The sequence below is a fragment of the Pseudomonas sp. EMN2 genome (genome assembly GCF_009650555.1).
Lineage (GTDB): Bacteria > Pseudomonadota > Gammaproteobacteria > Pseudomonadales > Pseudomonadaceae > Aquipseudomonas > Aquipseudomonas sichuanensis.
Map to the genome: position 1 here is coordinate 1 of NZ_VZZR01000019.1, position 17,903 is coordinate 17,903.

The following is a 17,903-nucleotide window of genomic DNA, read 5'->3' on the forward strand; positions in this document are numbered from 1 at the left end:
ACTGGAGCGGGAAACGAGACTCGAACTCGCGACCCCGACCTTGGCAAGGTCGTGCTCTACCAACTGAGCTATTCCCGCGTCGTGATGGGGGCCATTCTAGCGATTTGTAGAACGGCGTCAACCCCTTGATTCAAAAAAGTTTTATTTCTGCTCAGAGCCTTCGCGCAGGTGCGGCCAGGCGGCGACCAGGTAGTGCACCATCGACCACAGGGTCAGGCCGGCGGCCACCAGCAGCAGGCCGTAGCCCAGCGCCACCCAGATGGTCATGGCCGGCGGGTTGGCCAGCAGGATCACCAGCGCCAGCATCTGCGCGGCGGTTTTCCATTTGCCCAGGCTGGACACCGCCACATGCGCCCTCGCCCCCAGCTCGGCCATCCACTCGCGCAGCGCCGAAACCACGATCTCGCGGCCGATGATCACCGCTGCCGGCAGCGTGAGCCAGAAGTTGGCGTGCACCTGCACAAGCAGCACCAGCGCCACGGCGACCATCAGCTTGTCCGCCACCGGGTCAAGGAAGGCACCGAACGGTGTGCTCTGCTGCAGCCGACGTGCCAGGTAGCCGTCCAGCCAGTCGGTGGCGGCGGCGATGGCGAACACCGTGCTGGCGGCCATGTAGCTCCAGTGGTAGGGCACATAGAACAGCAGGATGAAGATCGGAATGAGCAGGACGCGTAGAACGGTGAGCAGGTTTGGAATATTCATCGGTACGACTGGCTGCGAGTTGAGCCCGGCATTCTACTCGCTATGCAGGCTGGCATAAATCGACTCGGCAAGCTTTTTACTGATGCCAGGGGCCTTGGCGATCTCGTCGATACTGGCGCGGTTGAGCTCCTGCAGGCCGCCGAAATGTTTCAGCAGCTCGCGCCGGCGCTTGGGCCCTACCCCGGCCACGTCTTCCAGGCTGGAGGTGCGCCGCGCCTTGCCGCGCCTGGCGCGGTGGCCGGTGATGGCGAAACGGTGGGCTTCGTCGCGAATCTGCTGGATCAGGTGCAGCGCCGGGTTGTCGCCCTTGAGGGTAAACTCGTGGGCCACGTCGTTCAGGTACAGGGTTTCGAAACCGGCCTTGCGGGTCACGCCCTTGGCCACGCCGAGCAGGGTGAGGTCGGCGAAGCCCAGTTCCTGCATCACGTCGCGAGCCATGTTCAACTGGCCTTTGCCGCCGTCCACCAGCAGCACGTCGGGCAGCTTGCCCTCGCCGTCCTTGATGCGCCCGTAGCGGCGCAACAGGGCCTGGTGCATGGCGGCGTAGTCGTCGCCGGCGGTGACGCCTTCGATGTTGAAGCGGCGGTAGTCGGATTTGAGCGGGCCTTCGGGGCCGAACACCACGCACGAGGCCACTGTGGCCTCGCCACTGGAATGGCTGATGTCGTAGCACTCCAAGCGCTGCGGCACTTCATCCAGGTCCAGCACCTGGGCCAATGCCTCGAAGCGCGCGGCCATGTGCTGGCGGTTGGCCAGGCGGGCGTTGAGCGCTTGCTCGGCGTTGGTCACCGCCAACTGCTGCCAGCGCGCGCGGGTGCCGCGCACCCGGTGGCTGATGCTTAGCTCACGGCCGCGCAGGGTCTGTACGGCTTCACTGATTGCCGCGAAATCCTCGTGCACCACATTGACGATCAGCTCGCCCGGCAGTTCGCGTTCGGCATTGCCCAGATAGTACTGGGACAGGAACGCGGCCATGACCTCCGCCACCTCCTCCTCGATGCCCACCTGGGGGAAGAAGTTCTTGCTGCCCAGAACCCGACCGCCGCGCACGCTGATCAGGTGCACGCAGGCGCCGCCGGGGTTGACGAAGGCCGCCACCACGTCCACGTCGCCGGAGCCGCCTTCCATGTACTGTTGGTCCTGGACCCGGCGCAGCAGCGCGATCTGGTCACGCAGCTCGGCGGCCTTTTCGAAGTTCAGCACCATGGCGGCCTTTTCCATCTCGGCATTGAGCTCGTTGCCCAGCTGCTGACTGCGCCCTTCAAGGAACATCACCGAGTGCCGCACGTCTTCGGCATACTCGGCCGGCTCGACCAGGCCCACGCACGGCGCCTTGCAGCGTTTGATCTGGTACTGCAGGCAGGGCCGGGTGCGGTTGGCGTAATAGCTGTCCTCGCACTGGCGCACCGAGAAGGCCTTCTGCAACAGGCTCAGGCTTTCGCGAATGGCGCCGGCGCTGGGGTAAGGGCCGAAGTAGCGGCCCTTGGCTTTCTTGGCGCCACGGTGAATGCCCAGCCGAGGGAATTCACCGTCGGACAGGAACACATAGGGGTAGGATTTATCGTCGCGCAGCAGGATGTTGTAAGGCGGCCGCCACTCCTTGATCAGCGTCTGCTCAAGCAGCAGCGCTTCGGTCTCGTTGGCGGTGATGGTGGTCTCGACCTGGGCGATGCGCCCCACCAGTGCGGCAGTCTTGGGCGCCAGGCCGGTCTTGCGGAAATAGCTGGCCAAACGCTTCTTGAGGTTCTTGGCCTTGCCCACGTAGAGCAGCCGCGCCTCGGTGTCGAACATCTGGTAGACGCCCGGGCGACCACTGCAGGTCGCCAGGAACGCGCTGGCATCAAAAGCTTGGGACATGGGTGTGTTTACAGACTTGCGTCGACCATACCGTGGCGGACGGCCAGCAAGGTCAGTTCGACGTCGCTGGTGACCGAGAGTTTTTCGAAGATTCGATAACGGTAAGTATTGACGGTCTTGGGGGACAGACACAACTTGTCAGAGATGATCTGCACTTTCTGGCAACCGACGATCATCAGGGCGATCTGGATTTCCCGCTCCGACAGCGTATCGAACGGCGAGCCCTGGGGCTGGAACGACTTGAGTGCCAGTTGCTGGGCAATCTGCGGGCTGATGTAGCGCTGGCCGGCAAACGCCAGGCGGATGGCCTGGACCATTTCGTCAAGCCCGGCGCCCTTGGTCAGGTAGCCAGCGGCACCCGCCTGCATCAGGCGGGTGGGGAACGGGTCTTCCTCGCACACGGTCACCGCCACCACTTTGGTGTCCGGCTGGCTGCGCAACAATTTGCGGGTTGCTTCAAGGCCGCCGATCCCTGGCATTTTCACGTCCATCAGAACCACGTCCGGCTTGAGCTCGCGGGCAAGCTTGAGGGCGGACTCACCCGAGTCCGCCTCCCCCACCACTTGCAGGCCATCGATGTCGGCCAGCATGCGCGTAATGCCGGTACGCACCAGATCGTGATCGTCGACCACCAGGCCCCTAATCAAGCAGACACCTCATTAGTGGGGCGATTGGATCCCGCCACCTTAACAAAATTTTTCACAAGCAACCTAGCGTAAAGCATCCTGAAAAAACGCTTGGTAATCCGGGCGACGCATTTGCCCCCGTTCAACGCCGCCCACCTCACCCGCCAGGCGGTGCAAGAGGTGCCAGACAGCGGCCTGGTCGGCGTCTGGCAAACGCCGGAAAGCGCCCAGCAGACGGTCTTCGTCAGCGGTCAGGCAGTCCAGCGGTGCGGGGGTGTGCACGCCGTTCAGCACATACAAGGCATCGACACCTTTGGCCGCCACGGCGGCGAGGTAGTCCATGCGCGGGGTGCGCTCGCCACTTTCATACTTGCCCTGGGCATTGGGCTCGACGCCGCCAATGTCACCGAACACACGCTGGGTCAGCCCCAGGCGTTCGCGCTCTTCTCTGAGTCGCGGGCCGAATCCATTCATCTACTTGCCTCCTCTGCATCATTCCAGGACAGGTGCATCCAGCACCCGAGTGAATGCGTACGCATTCGCCCGGCACTATGCCAATTGGATCCAATCATGGCAAGCCGCCAGTGTCGGGTATTTCGCGCAGCTCCATTGAAAGCACCTGCCGACAGCGCTCCACTCACAATCAAAAGCTCGAAAAAGCACAGAGAAACCAAGGACCTCGACGCCCCGGTGATCCGCGAGTCGATCAAGATGCGGCAATTGCCTGGGCTAGGTCCTGGTGCGGCTCGAAGGAGTCCGCGATGTAGTGCTCAGCGAGAATACGGTGCGCCTGCGAATACCGTGATCAGGCGGTGTAGCAGCAGGGAAAACACGCTCCACACCTGATAAAACTGCTAGTAGTCGGTCCTGGGCAGCCTCCGTAACATTCAAGCCTCCCTTGTTCAGCAGGAAGACGAACATGACCACGATTTCCGAACTGAATGGTGTCGCCGACTACCTCAAGAAACACCCTGGTGCATTCAAACGTAAAGTAGGCACAGTACAAGCGACAGCAAAGCAGAATGGGGTTGTCTATTGGGATGCGCCCCTTGACTGGGTGTACTTTTTCAATACAGCGTTCAGTTCTGCCGGCTTCGTGGATGGACGAGCGGCCGATCTTATTATCGCCCTGCTGGAGGGTGAATTCGCGACGAACTCGACCCTGAAGCTAAATCCGCAAAACAGTTCTGCTCGCTTCACGATCCAGGACGGCGAGCACGACGAATCGGTTCGCGGCACCGGTGAGATTGCTGTTCGTGAATTTGTCGAAGACCAGGTGTTCAAGGCGGACTTCGAATTCAGTTTCGAACGCAACGGAAAAAACAACCATGTAACCGGCAAGATCGACATCAATCTGAGGCGATAAAGCGCACGTAGCCGAGCGGTCAACCGCAATCGATACTGCGCTGCATGCGCACGAAGCACTCGTCCTCCCCCATCTCGATGAAGCCTTGGCGCAGGTAGAGCTGTCGCGCCGGGTTGCTCTTGAACACCATCAGGCGCAGCAACGACAGATGCCGCTGCGCGGCCCAACCGGCCAGCTCTTCCAGCACCCAGCCACCCACGCCGCGCCCGCGATGCTCGGGCAGCAGGTGCAGTTCGCGGATGAACAGCGCCTGGCGGTCCTGGCTGAGGCTGCAAAAACCCAGCACCGTGCCGTCCTCCACTACCAGCCATTGCTCGCGCCAGCCCCAGGCTTCGTCGAAGGCCTGCTCGATCCACAACAGGTCGAACTCGCGGTAGTACGGCAGCATCGCCCGGCGCGTGAGGTCGCGGGCGAAGGTCAGGTCATTGTCGCTGGCGGCAATCAGTTCAAGGGGCATAGCACACCGGCGAACTCCCGGGCCCGCGCCGCTCCAGCTCGTCTTCAAGCCAGTCGGCCAGCACCTGGGCATTGTTGTGCTCGGTGTCCTTGCCGGCGTACAGCAGGGTCAGCGCGCCTTTACCGGCCAGGTCCAGCAACGGGTACCAGTGTTCAGGGTGCGCAGCCAGCTCCTGCCGGTAGCGCCGGGTGAATCCGGGGTAATCCAACCCGCCGGCATGGAACGCCTTGCGCAGTTCGTCGGAAGGTGCCGCCTCACGTAGCCACTGCCCGTGCAGGTCCTCCTTGCGCGTGTTGCGCGGCCATAGCCGATCGACCAGCACACGCTGGCCATCGCAGGCTTCAACCGGGTCGTACACACGCTTGCAGCGGATCATTCGGGGCTCGCTTGGCAATTCGCCGATGCCTCCTAGACTAGAAGTTCCTTTGATCGAGGTCACTCCCCGGTAACAGATTGTTTCTAGGATGGGATACCTCGCCTCGTGCCTCAAAGCACCCCGGAGCCCACCCATGACTACCCCCTCGATGGTCAGCCAGAACGCGCTGATCACGCCCGATTCCCGCCCGCAATTGTCCCACCGCCCCGGTCGTGCCACCTTGGTGCTGTTCTTCGGCCTGCTGCTGGCCGGCCTGGCCTACACCTTCTGGAGCCTCAAGGAAGATGTCAGCGCCAGCGGCACCGTGATCACCACGGTCACGCCGTTCCTGTTGCTGGGCCTGGCCTTGCTGATCGCCCTGGGCTTCGAATTCGTCAACGGTTTCCACGACACCGCCAACGCCGTGGCCACGGTGATCTACACCCATTCGCTGCCGGCGCCGGTGGCGGTGGTGTGGTCGGGGCTGTGCAATTTTCTCGGTGTGCTGCTTTCCAGTGGCGCGGTAGCCTTCGGCATCATCGCCCTGCTGCCGGTCGAGCTGATCCTGCAGGTGGGGTCGGGCGCCGGCTTCGCCATGGTCTTCGCCTTGCTGCTGGCGGCGATCATCTGGAACCTCGGCACCTGGTGGCTGGGCCTGCCGGCCTCGTCCTCGCACACTTTGATCGGCTCGATCATCGGCGTGGGCGTGGCCAACGCGCTCATGCACGGGCGCGACGGCACCAGCGGGGTGGACTGGGGCCAGGCGAGCAAGGTCGGCTATGCCCTGCTGTTTTCGCCGCTGATCGGTTTCGCCTGCGCCGCCCTGCTACTGCTGGCCCTGCGCGCGCTGGTCAAGCGCCAGGAGCTGTACCAGGCGCCCGAGGGCCAAACCCCGCCCCCCTGGTGGATCCGCGGTGTGCTGATCCTTACCTGCACCGGCGTATCCTTCGCCCACGGCTCCAACGACGGGCAGAAAGGCATGGGCCTGATCATGCTGATCCTGGTCGGCACCCTGCCGATGGCCTACGCCCTGAACAAGACCATGCCCAACGAACAGGCCCTGCAGTTCTCGGCGGTGGCCGAGGTGACCCGCCAGGCGCTGGTGCGCAGCGCCCCGCAAGCGGCCCCGGCCGACCCGCGACACACCCTGACCGCGTTCATCGGCCAGCCCCAGGCCAGCCCCGAACTGGTACCGGCCCTGGCCGCGCTGACCGGCATGATCGGCGAAGAGGTCAAGGGCTATGGCTCGCTCAACCGCGTGCCGGCCGAGGCCATGGCCAACGTGCGCAACGACATGTACCTGACCAGCGAGGCCATCCGTCTGATCGACAAGAACGCGCTGGTGGCGTTCGACGCCGATACCGCCCGCCATGTGCAACTGTTCAAGCGCCAGCTGGACGATGCCACCCGCTACATCCCGTTGTGGGTCAAGGTGGCGGTGGCCATCGCCCTGGGCCTGGGCACCATGGTCGGCTGGCGGCGCATCGTGGTGACGGTGGGTGAAAAGATCGGCAAGACCCACCTGAGCTATGCCCAGGGGGCGTCGGCGGAGGTGGTGGCGATGTGCACCATTGGCGCGGCGGACATGTTCGGGCTGCCGGTGTCGACCACCCATGTGTTGAGCTCGGGGGTGGCCGGGACCATGGTGGCCAATGGTTCGGGGATCCAGAAGCGCACCCTGGTCAACCTGCTGATGGCCTGGGTGCTGACGCTGCCGGCGGCGATGCTGCTGGCGGGGACGCTGTACTGGCTTCTGAATCAGATTCTCTAGGTTGAAATACAGAGCCTGTGGGAGCGGGTTTACCCGCGAATGCGATGGCGAACCCGCCACAGCCTTCGCGGGTAAACCCGCTCCCACAGGCTCGGTGATGCCGGATCAACCGGGTATTTTCAGCCCGCGCTGCACCGCCGGCCGCGCCAGGAAATTCGCCAGCACCCGCTGCACCTGCGCGAACTCATCGAAGCCCACCAGCTCCCGGGCGTTGTAGCGCTCCACCAGGTTGCGCACCCAAGGGAAGATGGCGATGTCGGCGATGCTGTATTCGTCGACCATCCATTCACGGCCTTGCAGGTGCCGGTCCAGCACACCCAGCAAACGCTTCGACTCGTTCACGTAGCGGTCGCGCGGCCGTTTGTCTTCGTATTCCTTGCCAGCGAAGAAGTGGAAGAACCCCACCTGGCCGAACATCGGCCCGATGCCGCCCATCTGGAACATCAACCACTGCATCGTCTGGTAGCGCTGGGCCGGGTCCTGGCTGAGCAGCTTGCCGCTCTTCTCGGCCAGGTACTGCAGGATCGCGCCGGATTCGAACAAGGGCAGCGGTTTGCCGCCGGGGCCATTGGGATCGAGGATCGCCGGGATCTTGTTGTTGACGGAAAGGGAGATGAATTCGGGGCTGAGCTGGTCGTCACTGTCGAAACTGACCTTGTGCGCCTCGTAGGGCAGGCCGATTTCTTCGAGCATGATCGACACCTTGACCCCGTTGGGCGTGGGCAGCGAGTACAGTTGCAGGCGCTCGGGGTGCTGCGCCGGCCATTTATGGGTAATGGGAAATGCAGAGAGATCGGTCATGTGCGTGCCTTGGATGGGAGAGAGAACAATCTAGAGACCTGCGGGCGACCTGACCATCACCCAATCATGGTGCCGCTCGTCACCGCACGGAAAAATCGCCTCGCCGACCTTGCGAAAGCCATTGCGCTCATAAAAGCGAATGGCCCGGGCGTTACCTTCGTTGACGGTCAGGCGTACCTCGCCGTGGGTGTGCGCCAGGGTTGCGTCCAGCAGCAGTTGAGCCGCACCCTGCCCATGCGCCTCGGGCAGCACATAGCAGCGGGAAATTTCCACCCGACGCTCGGCGGCGGCGATATCCAGCCGACCCGGCGCCAGGTCGAGCATGCTGTAGCCCATTGCATGGCCGTCCTGCTCGACGATCAGCAGGCGCTTGTGCGGGTGTTGCAGGTGCAGCAGGAAATGCTTGGGCTGCAGGTTGTGCGTAATGTAGTGCTGCAGCGCGGACGGCGCGCTGTCGTGTGGGCTGGCCAGGGCGAAGGTGGCCTGGCCGATATGGCTCAGGGCCTCACAGTCGTCGCTGCGGGCCGGGCGAATCTGGTAGGGCATGACAACATCCTGTCGGGCAGCCGGATCACGCCCGACAATGCCAGCCCTGCCCCATCACTGTCCACCGTGTGCCTGCTGCTTGAGCTTCGCGGTATCCACACGCACGAACACCGAATCGGCGCTGACGGTCAGCACATCACCGGCCCAGACTTCGCAGATCACCCGGGTCTTGCGCCCCACCTCGCCTTCCACTCGCGCCTTGAGCAGCAGCTCGACGCCCATGGGCGTGGGTTTCAGATAGGTCAGGCCGAGCTGGCCGGTGACGCAGTCGATACGCGGCAGGCTGCCGGGCTCACGGCCTTCGGCGCGGTAGTGATGGGCCATGGCGGCCCAGTTGGAGTGGCAGTCGACCAGCATCGCCAGCAGCCCGCCGTAGACCAGGCCGGGCCAGCCGATGAAGGTTTGGTCGGGAGAATGCCGGCACAGCAGGTGGATGCCGTCCTCGTCCCAATAGCTGTTCAGGTGCAGGCCGCTGGGGTGGCTGCAGCCGCAGCCGTAGCAGGTGCCTTCGGGGGCGGCGAGTTGCTGCAGGGAAAGGGCTTGCTCGTTCATACGCATCCTTTGCTTGTTGGAGTTGGGAAGGAAGCAGGCCTCGAATGGTAACGCCCGACCAGGCCTGGGCCAATGAAAAAGCCCATGACCGTCAGGCCATGGGCTTGCGTGCTACCGAGCGAAGGTCAAGCCGTTTGCACCTGCCCCGCCTTGGCCCGCCGCTGGGTCAGCGACACCAGCAGGATGAACAGGGTCACCCCGGCGGTCATCAGCGTCTCGTAGCGATAAGCATCGCTGAACAGCATGTAGCCCAGCACCATGACGATGGTGCCGATCACCAGCCAGGTGAGCCACGGGAACAGCCACATCTTCAGTTCCAGCGCCCGCCCTTCACGCTCGGCGCGGGACCGCATGCGCAGCTGCGACACAGCGATCACCAAGTACACCAGCAGGGCGATGGCGCCGGTGGTGGACAGCAGGAAGCCGAACACCTTGCCGGGGAACACGTAGTTGACCAGGCAACCGGCAAAGCCTGCCAGGGTGGAGAGGATGACCGCCACGGTCGGCACGCCGGCCCCGGAGATGCGTTTGGTCATGCTCAGCGCCTGGCCGCGGGCGCCCAGCGAATAGAGCATGCGCGATGCGGTGTACAGGCCCGAGTTCATGCAGCTGGTCACCGCCACCAGCACCACCAGGTCGACCAGCAGCTTGGCACCGGGCACGTTGAGCACCTCCAGCACGCGCTGGAACGAGCCGACGGCCTTGAGCTGCGGGTCGTTCCAGGCCACCAGCGACACCACCAGGAAGATCGACGCCAGGTAGAAGATGGCGATGCGGTACACCACCAGGTTGGTGGCGCGGCGGATCTTGTCTTTCGGGTTGGCGGTCTCGTCGGCGGCGATGGTGACGATCTCGGCGCCGAAGAACGAGAAGATGGTGATCAGCACGCCACCCAGCACGGTACCGAAGCCGTTGGGCATGAAGCCACCGTGGTCCCACAGGCGGCTCACTCCGGAGACCTCGGCCAGCGGCCAGAAGCCGAACACCGCCAGGCTGCAGACCACGATGAAGGCAATGATCGCAACCACTTTCACCAGCGCGAACCAGTACTCGAAGGCACCGAAGTTCTTCACGCTGACCAGGTTGGTGCCCGACAGCACGACCATGATCAGGAAGGCGAACAGCCAGGACGGCACCCCAGGGAAGTAAGCGTGCAGGATGTCGGCGCCGGCAATGGCCTCGACCGGAATGATCAGCACCCAGAACCACCAGTACAGCCAGCCGATGGTGAAGCCGGCCCAAGGGCCGATGGCTTCGCTGGCATAGGTGGAGAACGAACCGCTGTTGGGGTTGGCGATGGCCATTTCGCCGAGCATGCGCATCACCAGCAGCACCAGCAGGCCGGTCATGGCGTAGGAGATGAGAATGGCCGGGCCGGCGGTGGCGATGGCGTTGGAGGAGCCGATGAACAGCCCGGCGCCGATGATGCCGGCGATGGAAATCATCGAGACCTGACGGGACGTCAGGCCGTGTTGCAGGGAACGCTGTTTCTTGTTGTTGGGCGATGCCATGGGGAACCCTCGAATGGGTCGGCCGTTGCAAGGACGGCTGAAAGTTGGAGCAGAACTCAGTAGGTCGGAGTTACTCGTTGTTGTTCTTGTAATACGCCGGTCGTGGTTTTGCCCTCCTCTTCGCACTACCGGTTGTCATCGTTGATCCAGGTCAGTATTAATCTATAGGGACGGGTCAACAAACGACCTTTTCGAAGCACATCATTCTATTGCGGAATGATGTGCTTCCTTTTTTGCCGGGTAGCGCCTTCGCCATGTCCAAACGCCTGATGCCGTCCACCACCGCCCTGCAGTGCTTCGAGGCCGCCGCCCGCCACCTGAGCTTCACCCGCGCGGCGCAGGAACTGCACCTGACCCAGAGCGCGGTCAGCAAGCAGGTGGCGCAGCTCGAGGACATGCTCGCCCACCCGCTGTTCCAGCGCATTCGCCGGCGCCTGCACCTGACCCCGGCGGGGGCGCTGTACCTCACCGAGGTGAACAAGATCCTCACCCAGATCGACATCTCCAGCCGCTACATCCTCAGCTACGGCGACGAGACCGAGGTGCTGCGCATCGCCACCCAGCCGACCTTCGGTGCACGCTGGCTGGTGCCTCGGCTCAAGGGTTTCGGTGAGCGACACCCGCGCATCCACCTGGACATCCGCAACGAGCTGGAGCCGTTCGACCTGGTGCAGGCCAAGGCCGACGTGGCGTTTTTCTTTGGCCAGGGCACCTGGCCGGGGGCGACCTGCATCGAGCTGTTCAGCGAGGAGGTGGTGCCGGTGTGCGCCCCTGGCCTGGTGGCCCGGCAGCGTTTCAGCAGCGCCCAGATGCTCACCGAGCACCGCCTGCTGCAATGCGCCTCGCGCCCGGAGGCCTGGCACGAGTGGTTCCTGGGGCTGGGGCTGCACAGCCAGAACAGCTACCACGGACCGCGCTTCGACACGTTCTACCTGTGCATTCGCGCCGCCATAGCCGGCTGCGGCATTGCCCTGATCCCGCGCTATCTGGTGGCCGAGGAGCTGAGCGAGGGCAAGCTCGTGGTGGCCTGGGACCATCCTGTGCCAAGTAATGGCCGACACTTCATGGCCCATGCCGAGCATGCGGCCGAGGTGCCGAAGGTACGGGCCTTTGTGCAGTGGATTCGCGAGCGGGTGGCTGAGGGGGATTGAGATTGCCTGGAAAGGCCTCTTCGCGGGTAAACCCGCTCCCACACTGATCTTGAAAGCAGTGCTGTACCTGTGGGAGCGGGTTTACCCGCGAAGAGGCCAGCAACAGCAACACAAATCTCAGCAAGATCACGAATCTATGGAATGATCGCAATCCGATAATTCGTTTGCGGAATATACCTGCGGCACGTTTGGATATTGGCCATATTCGAACAACAGGCCGCGTGCACATGAATCAGGAAAGTATCAGCCAGTCCATCGCCATCGTTCACCCGATTACACTTTCCCATGGCCGCAATGCCGAAGTCTGGGATACCGCCGGCAAACGTTATATCGACTTTGTCGGCGGCATTGGCGTGCTCAACCTGGGCCACTGCAACCCGGCGGTGGTCGAGGCGATCCAGTTGCAGGCCACGCGCCTGACCCACTATGCGTTCAACGCCGCCCCCCATGGCCCGTACCTGGAACTGATGGAGCGCTTGCGCCAGTTCGTGCCGGTCAGCTACCCCTTGGCGGGCATGCTCACCAACAGCGGCGCGGAGGCGGCGGAAAATGCCTTGAAAGTGGCCCGTGGCGCCACCGGCAAGCGCGCCATCATCGCCTTCGACGGCGGCTTCCATGGCCGCACCCTGGCCACCCTCAACCTCAATGGCAAGGTCGCGCCCTACAAGCAACGCGTGGGCGAACTGCCCGGCCCGGTCTACCACCTGCCCTACCCCAGTACCGACACCGGGGTAACCTGCGAGCAGGCGCTCAAGGCCATGGAGCGGCTGTTCAGCGTTGAACTGGCGGTAGAGGACGTGGCGGCATTCATCTTCGAGCCGGTCCAGGGCGAAGGCGGCTTCCTCGCCCTGGACCCGGCCTTTGCCCAGGCGCTGCGGCGCTTCTGCGACGAGCACGGGATCCTGATCATCATCGACGAGATCCAGTCGGGCTTCGGCCGCACCGGGCAACGCTTTGCGTTCCCCCGGCTGGGCATCGAGCCCGACTTGCTGCTGCTGGCCAAGAGCATCGCCGGTGGCATGCCGCTGGGCGCGGTGGTTGGACGCCAGGAAATCATGGCGTCGCTGCCCAAGGGCGGCTTGGGCGGCACCTACTCGGGCAACCCGATCGCCTGCGCAGCGGCACTGGCGAGCCTGGCGCAGATGACCGACGCCAACCTCGCCACCTGGGGCGAACGCCAGGAACAGGCCATCGTCGCGCGCCATGCGCGCTGGAAAGCTTCAGGGGTGTGCGCTTGGCTCGGGCGCCTGACCGGCACCGGCGCCATGCGTGGCATCGAACTGGTCAATGCCGACGGCAGCCCGGCGCCAGCGGTGCTGGCCAAGGTGCTGGAAGCGGCGCGTAACAAGGGGCTGCTGCTGATGCCGAGCGGCAAGGCGCGGCAAATCATCCGCCTGCTGGCACCGCTGACCATCGAGCCACAGGTGCTCGAGGAAGGGCTGGATATCCTCGAGCAGTGCCTGGCGGAACTCGGCTGAGGCTTACAGGCCCAGTTCAGCAGGGGTAAGCATGTCGCATTCGAAGGCGATCCAGCCGCCTTCGAGTTCGGCGTGGCCGTTGACGATCAGGCCGTAGTAGGTCAGGCCGTTCTCCAGGGTCACGCAGATATGCGTGGCGCCTTTTTCGGGAGCAGCGAGCGTGCCGACGAAATGCACTTTCTTCAGCACCTCGGTTACCGCCTCGAGGCCTACACGCATGTTGGTGTTCTCCGAGGCCTCGGTGTCGCCCCCACGGTCTTCGGCGCTGATGGTTACGGTGGCGATGTAGGGGTACTTGGTGCTCAAGCGGGGTTACCTCAACAGGTGTATTAGGCGTATGGGCGCGTAGAGTACGGCAGGCGTTCCCGATTGTCTCTACCGGCCTCATCGCGGGGCAAGCCCGCTCCCACAACGAGACGATATCCCTGTGGGAGCGGGCTTGCCCCGCGAAGAGGCCGGGCCTGCAACAGGTGATCTGGATGCCCCGATCTGTTAGGGTGCCCGCCGATGCACGCCACACCACGCGAGGATACCGAGTGAGCGCCGAACAACCCCTGATCGCCGACCTGTTCGAGGTCGACAAACGCCTGACCCTCAAGCCCGTCGTGGACTTCAACAGCTACCTGCGCAATGCCTTCGCCGACGGCGCCTGCCGCTGCCATCGCTGTGCAGAGGGCAACGGCGACGAAAGCAGCTACAGCAACCGCCACACCTTCGAACTGGAAGGCCGCACGCTGAATCGCCGCTTCGCCAACACCGCCGGCAGTGATGTGCTGCTGGTGCTGAAGAAGGCCTGGCTGTCCTACACCAAGAACGACCTGGTTACCGTCGGCGCGCTGGACATGACCACCCTCAAGTCCTTCACCGAAGCCAACCTGCACGCCCGCCTGCTGGCCCTGCTGCCGGCCAGCGGCCTGGCCCGGGAAGTCGACGGCCAGTGGCAGTTGCAAGTGCTCGCCGACTGACGGCCTGCCACGGCAGGATTCTCCCGCTCTGCTAAGTTGGGAGTACCCTCACCCGCAGGTGACCCGCCATGGCCCGCACGACCCCCATCGAGCTGTACCGCAATATCGGCATCGTCGCCCACGTCGATGCCGGCAAGACCACCACCACCGAGCGGATCCTGTTCTACACCGGGGTCAACCACAAGATGGGCGAGGTGCACGACGGCGCCGCGACCATGGACTGGATGGCCCAGGAGCAGGAGCGCGGCATCACCATCACCTCGGCGGCCACCACCGCGTTCTGGCAAGGCTCGACCAAGCAGTTCGAGCACAAGTACCGCTTCAACATCATCGACACCCCCGGCCACGTCGACTTCACCATCGAGGTGGAGCGCTCGTTGCGCGTGCTCGATGGCGCGGTGGTGGTGTTCAGCGGTGCCGATGGCGTGGAGCCGCAGTCCGAGACGGTCTGGCGCCAAGCCAACAAGTACCACGTACCGCGCCTGGCCTATATCAACAAGATGGACCGCCAGGGCGCCGACTTTCTGCGCGTGGTGAAGCAGATCGACCAGCGCCTGGGCCACCACCCTGTGCCGATCCAGCTGGCCATCGGCAGCGAGGAGAACTTCATCGGCCAGATCGACCTGGTGAAGATGAAGGCCATCTACTGGAACGACGCCGACAACGGCACCAGTTACCGCGAAGAAGCGATCCCCGCCGAACTGCAGGCCCTGGCCGACGAATGGCGGGCCCATATGATCGAGGCGGCGGCGGATGCCAGCGAAGAACTGACCCTGAAGTTCCTCGACGGCGAGGAATTCACCACCGAGGAAATCAAGGCCGCCCTGCGCCAGCGCACCATCGCCAATGAAATCGTCCCGACCATCCTCGGCTCGTCGTTCAAGAACAAGGGCGTGCCGTTGATGCTCGACGCGGTGATCGACTACCTGCCCGCCCCGTCCGAAATCCCGGCGATCAAGGGCACCGATCCGGACGATGAAGACAAGCACCTGGAACGCCACGCCGACGACAAGGAGCCGTTCTCGGCCTTGGCCTTCAAGATCGCCACCGACCCGTTCGTCGGCACCCTGACCTTCGCTCGGGTGTATTCGGGCGTGCTCAGTTCCGGCAATGCGGTGCTCAACTCGGTCAAGGGCAAGAAGGAACGCATCGGCCGCATGGTGCAGATGCACGCCAACCAGCGCGCCGAGATCAAGGATGTGTGCGCCGGCGACATCGCCGCGCTGATCGGCATGAAGGACGTGACCACCGGCGACACCCTGTGCGACATGGACAAACCGATCATCCTCGAACGCATGGACTTCCCTGACCCGGTAATCTCCCAGGCGGTCGAACCCAAGACCAAAGGCGATCAGGAAAAAATGGGTATCGCCCTGAGCAAGCTGGCCCAGGAAGACCCGTCGTTTCGGGTCAAGACCGATGAAGAAACCGGGCAGACCATCATCTCCGGCATGGGTGAGCTGCACCTGGACATCATCATCGACAGGATGCGCCGCGAGTTCAACGTCGAGGCCAACATCGGCAAGCCGCAGGTGGCCTACCGCGAGAAGATCCGCAACACCTGCGAGATCGAAGGCCGCTTCGTGCGCCAGTCCGGCGGGCGTGGCCAGTATGGCCACTGCTGGATTCGCTTTGCCCCGGGCGACGAGGGCAAGGAAGGGCTGGAGTTCGTCAACGAGATCGTCGGCGGCGTGGTGCCGCGTGAGTACATCCCGGCGATCCAGAAAGGCATCGAGGAGCAGATGAAGAACGGCGTACTGGCCGGTTACCCGCTGATCAACCTCAAAGCTGCGGTGTTCGACGGCTCGTACCACGACGTCGACTCCAACGAGATGGCCTACAAGATCGCCGCCTCGATGGCCACCAAGCAGTTGTCGCAGAAAGGCGGCGCAGTGTTGCTGGAGCCGGTGATGAAGGTCGAGGTGGTGACGCCCGAGGAGTACCAGGGCGACATCATGGGCGACCTGAGCAGGCGCCGAGGGATGATCCAGGACGGTGACGAAACGCCGGCCGGCAAGGTGATCCGCGCCGAGGTGCCGCTGGGCGAGATGTTCGGCTACGCCACCTCGATGCGCTCGATGACCCAGGGGCGGGCCAGCTACACCATGGAGTTCACCCGCTATGCCGAGGCACCGGCGAGCATTGCCGACGCCATCGTCAAGAAGAACCGGGGAGAGTCATAAGGCGAGCGCTGCGCGCTCGATTCGCGGGTAAACCCGCTCCCACAGGGATCGCGAAACCCTGTGGGAGCGGGTTTACCCGCGAATGCGTCAGGCCAGACAGCGCTGCTTGTCAGTGCTGCTCACCCGCCCGCTTGAGCAGCTTCTTGCAACGCTCCGACAAGTGCACCACCCGCAACTGCTTCCCTGCCTTGGCATAGCGCTCGCGCAGGGTCTTCAACGCCGCGATCGCCGAATAATCGACAAAGCTCAGATGCCGACAATCCAAGGTCACCTGGGCCGGATCACCGGCCGGGTCGAACTGGTTGAGAAACGGTGTGGTCGAGGCAAAGAACAGCGTCCCATGCACCTGGTAATGCTTGTCGCCCGCCGCATCCACATGGCTGTCGGCATAAAGCTCACGCGCATGCTGCCAGGCGAAGTTGATCGCAGCGATGACAATACCGAACATCACCGCCGTGGCCAGGTCGGTAAACACCGTTACCACCGTCACCGCAATGATCGCCAGCACATCGCTCGCCGGCACTTTGCGCAGCACCCGCAGCGAGGCCCAGGCGAAGGTCTGCTGGGCCACCACGAACATCACCCCGACCAGCGCCGCCAGCGGAATACGCTCGATCAACGGCGACAGGAACAACACGAACAGCAGGATCATCACCCCGGCCACCACCCCCGACAGCCGCCCACGGCCGTTGGAGCTGAGGTTGATCACGGTCTGGCCGATCATCGCGCAGCCGCCCATGCCGCCGCACAGGCCCGAGACCATGTTGGCCGCCCCCAACGCCACGCACTCGCGGTCCGGGTAGCCGCGGCTCTCGGTGATTTCGTCGGTGAGGTTGAGAGTGAGCAGGGTTTCCAGCAGGCCGACCATGGCCATCAGCAGCGCATAGGGCGCGATGATCTTCAGCGTTTCGAGGTTCCACGGCACCTCTGGCAGGGCCAGTTGCGGCAAGCCGCCGGCAATGTGCGCCATGTCGCCGAGGGTACGGGTGGGCAAGCCGAACAGATATACCAGCAGGCCGACGCCCAGGATTGCCACCAGCGCCGGCGGTACCGCACGGGTCAGCTTGGGCAAGACGTAGACCACCAGCATGGTCAGGGCCACCAGGCCGATCATCAGGTACAGCGGCGTCCCACTGAGCCAGTGCTCACCGTCTTTGAAGTGCTCCAACTGGGCCAGGGCGATGACGATGGCCAGGCCGTTGACGAAGCCGAGCATCACCGGATACGGCACCAGGCGCACCAGCTTGCCCAGGCGCAGCACGCCAAACAGGATCATCACCACCCCGCCCAGCAGCACCGTGGCCAGCAGGTACTGGGCGCCGTGCTGCACCACCAGGGCGACGATCACCACCGCCATCGAGCCGGCGGCGCCGGAGATCATCCCCGGGCGACCGCCGAACAGCGCGGTCAGGGTGCAGATGATGAACGCGCCATACAGGCCCATCAGCGGGTTGAGGTGGGCCACCAGGGCAAAAGCGATGCACTCGGGCACCAGGGCGAACGAGGTGGTAAGGCCGGCGAGCAGGTCGGCGCGTAGGCGAGCAGGTTTCATGGAGGTCCTGTAAGCAGCCCCGGCGCTCTG

At 63.8% G+C, this 17,903-nt stretch carries 18 protein-coding genes and 1 tRNA gene; 6 read left to right on the forward strand and 13 right to left on the reverse strand.

The window, feature by feature from the left end:
- Positions 1-2: 2 nt before the first annotated feature.
- From F6X61_RS07475 to F6X61_RS07495, 5 genes are all read right to left on the reverse strand, one after another.
- Positions 3-78, reverse strand: a tRNA-Gly gene (locus tag F6X61_RS07475).
- A gap of 63 nt (positions 79-141) precedes the next feature.
- The gene (gene pgsA, locus F6X61_RS07480) at positions 142-702 is read right to left on the reverse strand and encodes a CDP-diacylglycerol--glycerol-3-phosphate 3-phosphatidyltransferase (protein ID WP_153786056.1); all 561 of its coding nucleotides are present in this window, start codon (positions 700-702) and stop codon (positions 142-144) included.
- 33 nt (positions 703-735) lie between these two features.
- Positions 736-2,559 carry an excinuclease ABC subunit UvrC gene (uvrC, locus tag F6X61_RS07485; protein ID WP_153786057.1) on the reverse strand — a complete coding sequence of 608 codons (1,824 nt, stop codon included), beginning with the start codon at positions 2,557-2,559 and terminating at the stop codon, positions 736-738.
- 8 nt (positions 2,560-2,567) lie between these two features.
- A complete protein-coding gene (gene uvrY / locus F6X61_RS07490; RefSeq protein ID WP_153786058.1) occupies positions 2,568-3,206 on the reverse strand; it encodes a UvrY/SirA/GacA family response regulator transcription factor in 639 nt (212 codons plus the stop codon).
- A gap of 63 nt (positions 3,207-3,269) precedes the next feature.
- A complete protein-coding gene (locus F6X61_RS07495; RefSeq protein ID WP_153786059.1) occupies positions 3,270-3,659 on the reverse strand; it encodes a helix-turn-helix domain-containing protein in 390 nt (129 codons plus the stop codon).
- 445 nt (positions 3,660-4,104) lie between these two features.
- On the opposite strand from F6X61_RS07495, the gene F6X61_RS07500 reads away from it, so the two are divergent.
- Entirely contained in the window at positions 4,105-4,551 is a 447-nt protein-coding gene (locus F6X61_RS07500) for a hypothetical protein (protein ID WP_153786060.1), read from the forward strand.
- 19 nt (positions 4,552-4,570) lie between these two features.
- Here F6X61_RS07500 and F6X61_RS07505 read toward each other — a convergent pair whose 3' ends face one another.
- A complete protein-coding gene (locus F6X61_RS07505) occupies positions 4,571-5,008 on the reverse strand; it encodes a GNAT family N-acetyltransferase (protein ID WP_153786061.1) in 438 nt (145 codons plus the stop codon).
- Positions 4,998-5,384: a DUF488 domain-containing protein gene (locus tag F6X61_RS07510; protein WP_153786062.1), complete on the reverse strand. Its 387-nt coding sequence runs from the start codon at positions 5,382-5,384 to the stop codon at positions 4,998-5,000. The genes F6X61_RS07505 and F6X61_RS07510 overlap by 11 nt, the downstream gene beginning before the upstream one ends.
- Positions 5,385-5,517: 133 nt before the next feature.
- Here F6X61_RS07510 and F6X61_RS07515 point away from each other — a divergent pair, with 133 nt between their 5' ends.
- Entirely contained in the window at positions 5,518-7,134 is a 1,617-nt protein-coding gene (locus F6X61_RS07515) for an inorganic phosphate transporter (protein WP_153786063.1), read from the forward strand.
- 105 nt (positions 7,135-7,239) lie between these two features.
- Here the strand turns inward: F6X61_RS07515 and F6X61_RS07520 are convergent, their stop codons facing one another.
- The 4 genes from F6X61_RS07520 to F6X61_RS07535 all read right to left on the reverse strand — a co-directional run bounded on the left by F6X61_RS07520 (position 7,240) and on the right by F6X61_RS07535 (position 10,544).
- Positions 7,240-7,935, reverse strand: a complete 696-nt coding sequence (locus F6X61_RS07520) for a glutathione S-transferase N-terminal domain-containing protein (protein WP_153786064.1) — start codon at positions 7,933-7,935, stop codon at positions 7,240-7,242.
- A 30-nt stretch (positions 7,936-7,965) separates the two neighbouring features.
- Positions 7,966-8,481 carry a GNAT family N-acetyltransferase gene (locus F6X61_RS07525; RefSeq protein WP_153786065.1) on the reverse strand — a complete coding sequence of 172 codons (516 nt, stop codon included), beginning with the start codon at positions 8,479-8,481 and terminating at the stop codon, positions 7,966-7,968.
- A gap of 54 nt (positions 8,482-8,535) precedes the next feature.
- Positions 8,536-9,033 (reverse strand): PaaI family thioesterase, encoded by a 498-nt coding sequence (locus tag F6X61_RS07530; RefSeq protein WP_153786066.1) that lies wholly within the window; start codon positions 9,031-9,033, stop codon positions 8,536-8,538.
- 125 nt (positions 9,034-9,158) lie between these two features.
- Positions 9,159-10,544, reverse strand: coding sequence for an amino acid permease (locus tag F6X61_RS07535; protein WP_153786067.1), 1,386 nt, complete (start codon positions 10,542-10,544; stop codon positions 9,159-9,161).
- A 254-nt stretch (positions 10,545-10,798) separates the two neighbouring features.
- Here F6X61_RS07535 and gcvA point away from each other — a divergent pair, with 254 nt between their 5' ends.
- Both gcvA and F6X61_RS07545 read left to right on the forward strand, forming a co-directional pair.
- Entirely contained in the window at positions 10,799-11,695 is an 897-nt protein-coding gene (gcvA, locus tag F6X61_RS07540; RefSeq protein ID WP_153786068.1) for a transcriptional regulator GcvA, read from the forward strand.
- 227 nt (positions 11,696-11,922) lie between these two features.
- Positions 11,923-13,173, forward strand: a complete 1,251-nt coding sequence (locus tag F6X61_RS07545; protein ID WP_153786069.1) for an aspartate aminotransferase family protein — start codon at positions 11,923-11,925, stop codon at positions 13,171-13,173.
- A gap of 3 nt (positions 13,174-13,176) precedes the next feature.
- Here the strand turns inward: F6X61_RS07545 and F6X61_RS07550 are convergent, their stop codons facing one another.
- A complete protein-coding gene (locus F6X61_RS07550) occupies positions 13,177-13,479 on the reverse strand; it encodes a hypothetical protein (RefSeq protein WP_153786070.1) in 303 nt (100 codons plus the stop codon).
- 230 nt (positions 13,480-13,709) lie between these two features.
- Between F6X61_RS07550 and F6X61_RS07555 the strand changes: the two genes are divergently transcribed.
- Together F6X61_RS07555 and fusA are read left to right on the forward strand one after the other, a co-directional pair.
- Positions 13,710-14,138, forward strand: a complete 429-nt coding sequence (locus tag F6X61_RS07555) for a hypothetical protein (RefSeq protein WP_153786071.1) — start codon at positions 13,710-13,712, stop codon at positions 14,136-14,138.
- A gap of 68 nt (positions 14,139-14,206) precedes the next feature.
- On the forward strand, positions 14,207-16,321 hold the full coding sequence (fusA, locus tag F6X61_RS07560; protein WP_153786072.1) for an elongation factor G: 2,115 nt from the start codon (positions 14,207-14,209) through the stop codon (positions 16,319-16,321).
- A gap of 109 nt (positions 16,322-16,430) precedes the next feature.
- On the opposite strand, the gene F6X61_RS07565 is transcribed toward fusA, so the two are convergent.
- The gene (locus tag F6X61_RS07565) at positions 16,431-17,873 is read right to left on the reverse strand and encodes a SulP family inorganic anion transporter (RefSeq protein ID WP_153786073.1); all 1,443 of its coding nucleotides are present in this window, start codon (positions 17,871-17,873) and stop codon (positions 16,431-16,433) included.
- Positions 17,874-17,903 lie beyond the last annotated feature (30 nt).

Bases quoted from the DNA above. Each gene is read 5' to 3' on its own strand.
- pgsA (WP_153786056.1), bottom strand. From the start codon at position 702: ATGAATATTCCAAACCTGCTCACCGTTCTACGCGTCCTGCTCATTCCG.
- uvrC (WP_153786057.1), bottom strand. From the start codon at position 2,559: ATGTCCCAAGCTTTTGATGCCAGCGCGTTCCTGGCGACCTGCAGTGGT.
- F6X61_RS07495 (WP_153786059.1), bottom strand. From the start codon at position 3,659: ATGAATGGATTCGGCCCGCGACTCAGAGAAGAGCGCGAACGCCTGGGG.
- F6X61_RS07500 (WP_153786060.1), top strand. From the start codon at position 4,105: ATGACCACGATTTCCGAACTGAATGGTGTCGCCGACTACCTCAAGAAA.
- F6X61_RS07505 (WP_153786061.1), bottom strand. From the start codon at position 5,008: ATGCCCCTTGAACTGATTGCCGCCAGCGACAATGACCTGACCTTCGCC.
- F6X61_RS07510 (WP_153786062.1), bottom strand. From the start codon at position 5,384: ATGATCCGCTGCAAGCGTGTGTACGACCCGGTTGAAGCCTGCGATGGC.
- F6X61_RS07515 (WP_153786063.1), top strand. From the start codon at position 5,518: ATGACTACCCCCTCGATGGTCAGCCAGAACGCGCTGATCACGCCCGAT.
- F6X61_RS07520 (WP_153786064.1), bottom strand. From the start codon at position 7,935: ATGACCGATCTCTCTGCATTTCCCATTACCCATAAATGGCCGGCGCAG.
- F6X61_RS07525 (WP_153786065.1), bottom strand. From the start codon at position 8,481: ATGCCCTACCAGATTCGCCCGGCCCGCAGCGACGACTGTGAGGCCCTG.
- F6X61_RS07530 (WP_153786066.1), bottom strand. From the start codon at position 9,033: ATGAACGAGCAAGCCCTTTCCCTGCAGCAACTCGCCGCCCCCGAAGGC.
- F6X61_RS07535 (WP_153786067.1), bottom strand. From the start codon at position 10,544: ATGGCATCGCCCAACAACAAGAAACAGCGTTCCCTGCAACACGGCCTG.
- gcvA (WP_153786068.1), top strand. From the start codon at position 10,799: ATGTCCAAACGCCTGATGCCGTCCACCACCGCCCTGCAGTGCTTCGAG.
- F6X61_RS07545 (WP_153786069.1), top strand. From the start codon at position 11,923: ATGAATCAGGAAAGTATCAGCCAGTCCATCGCCATCGTTCACCCGATT.
- fusA (WP_153786072.1), top strand. From the start codon at position 14,207: ATGGCCCGCACGACCCCCATCGAGCTGTACCGCAATATCGGCATCGTC.
- F6X61_RS07565 (WP_153786073.1), bottom strand. From the start codon at position 17,873: ATGAAACCTGCTCGCCTACGCGCCGACCTGCTCGCCGGCCTTACCACC.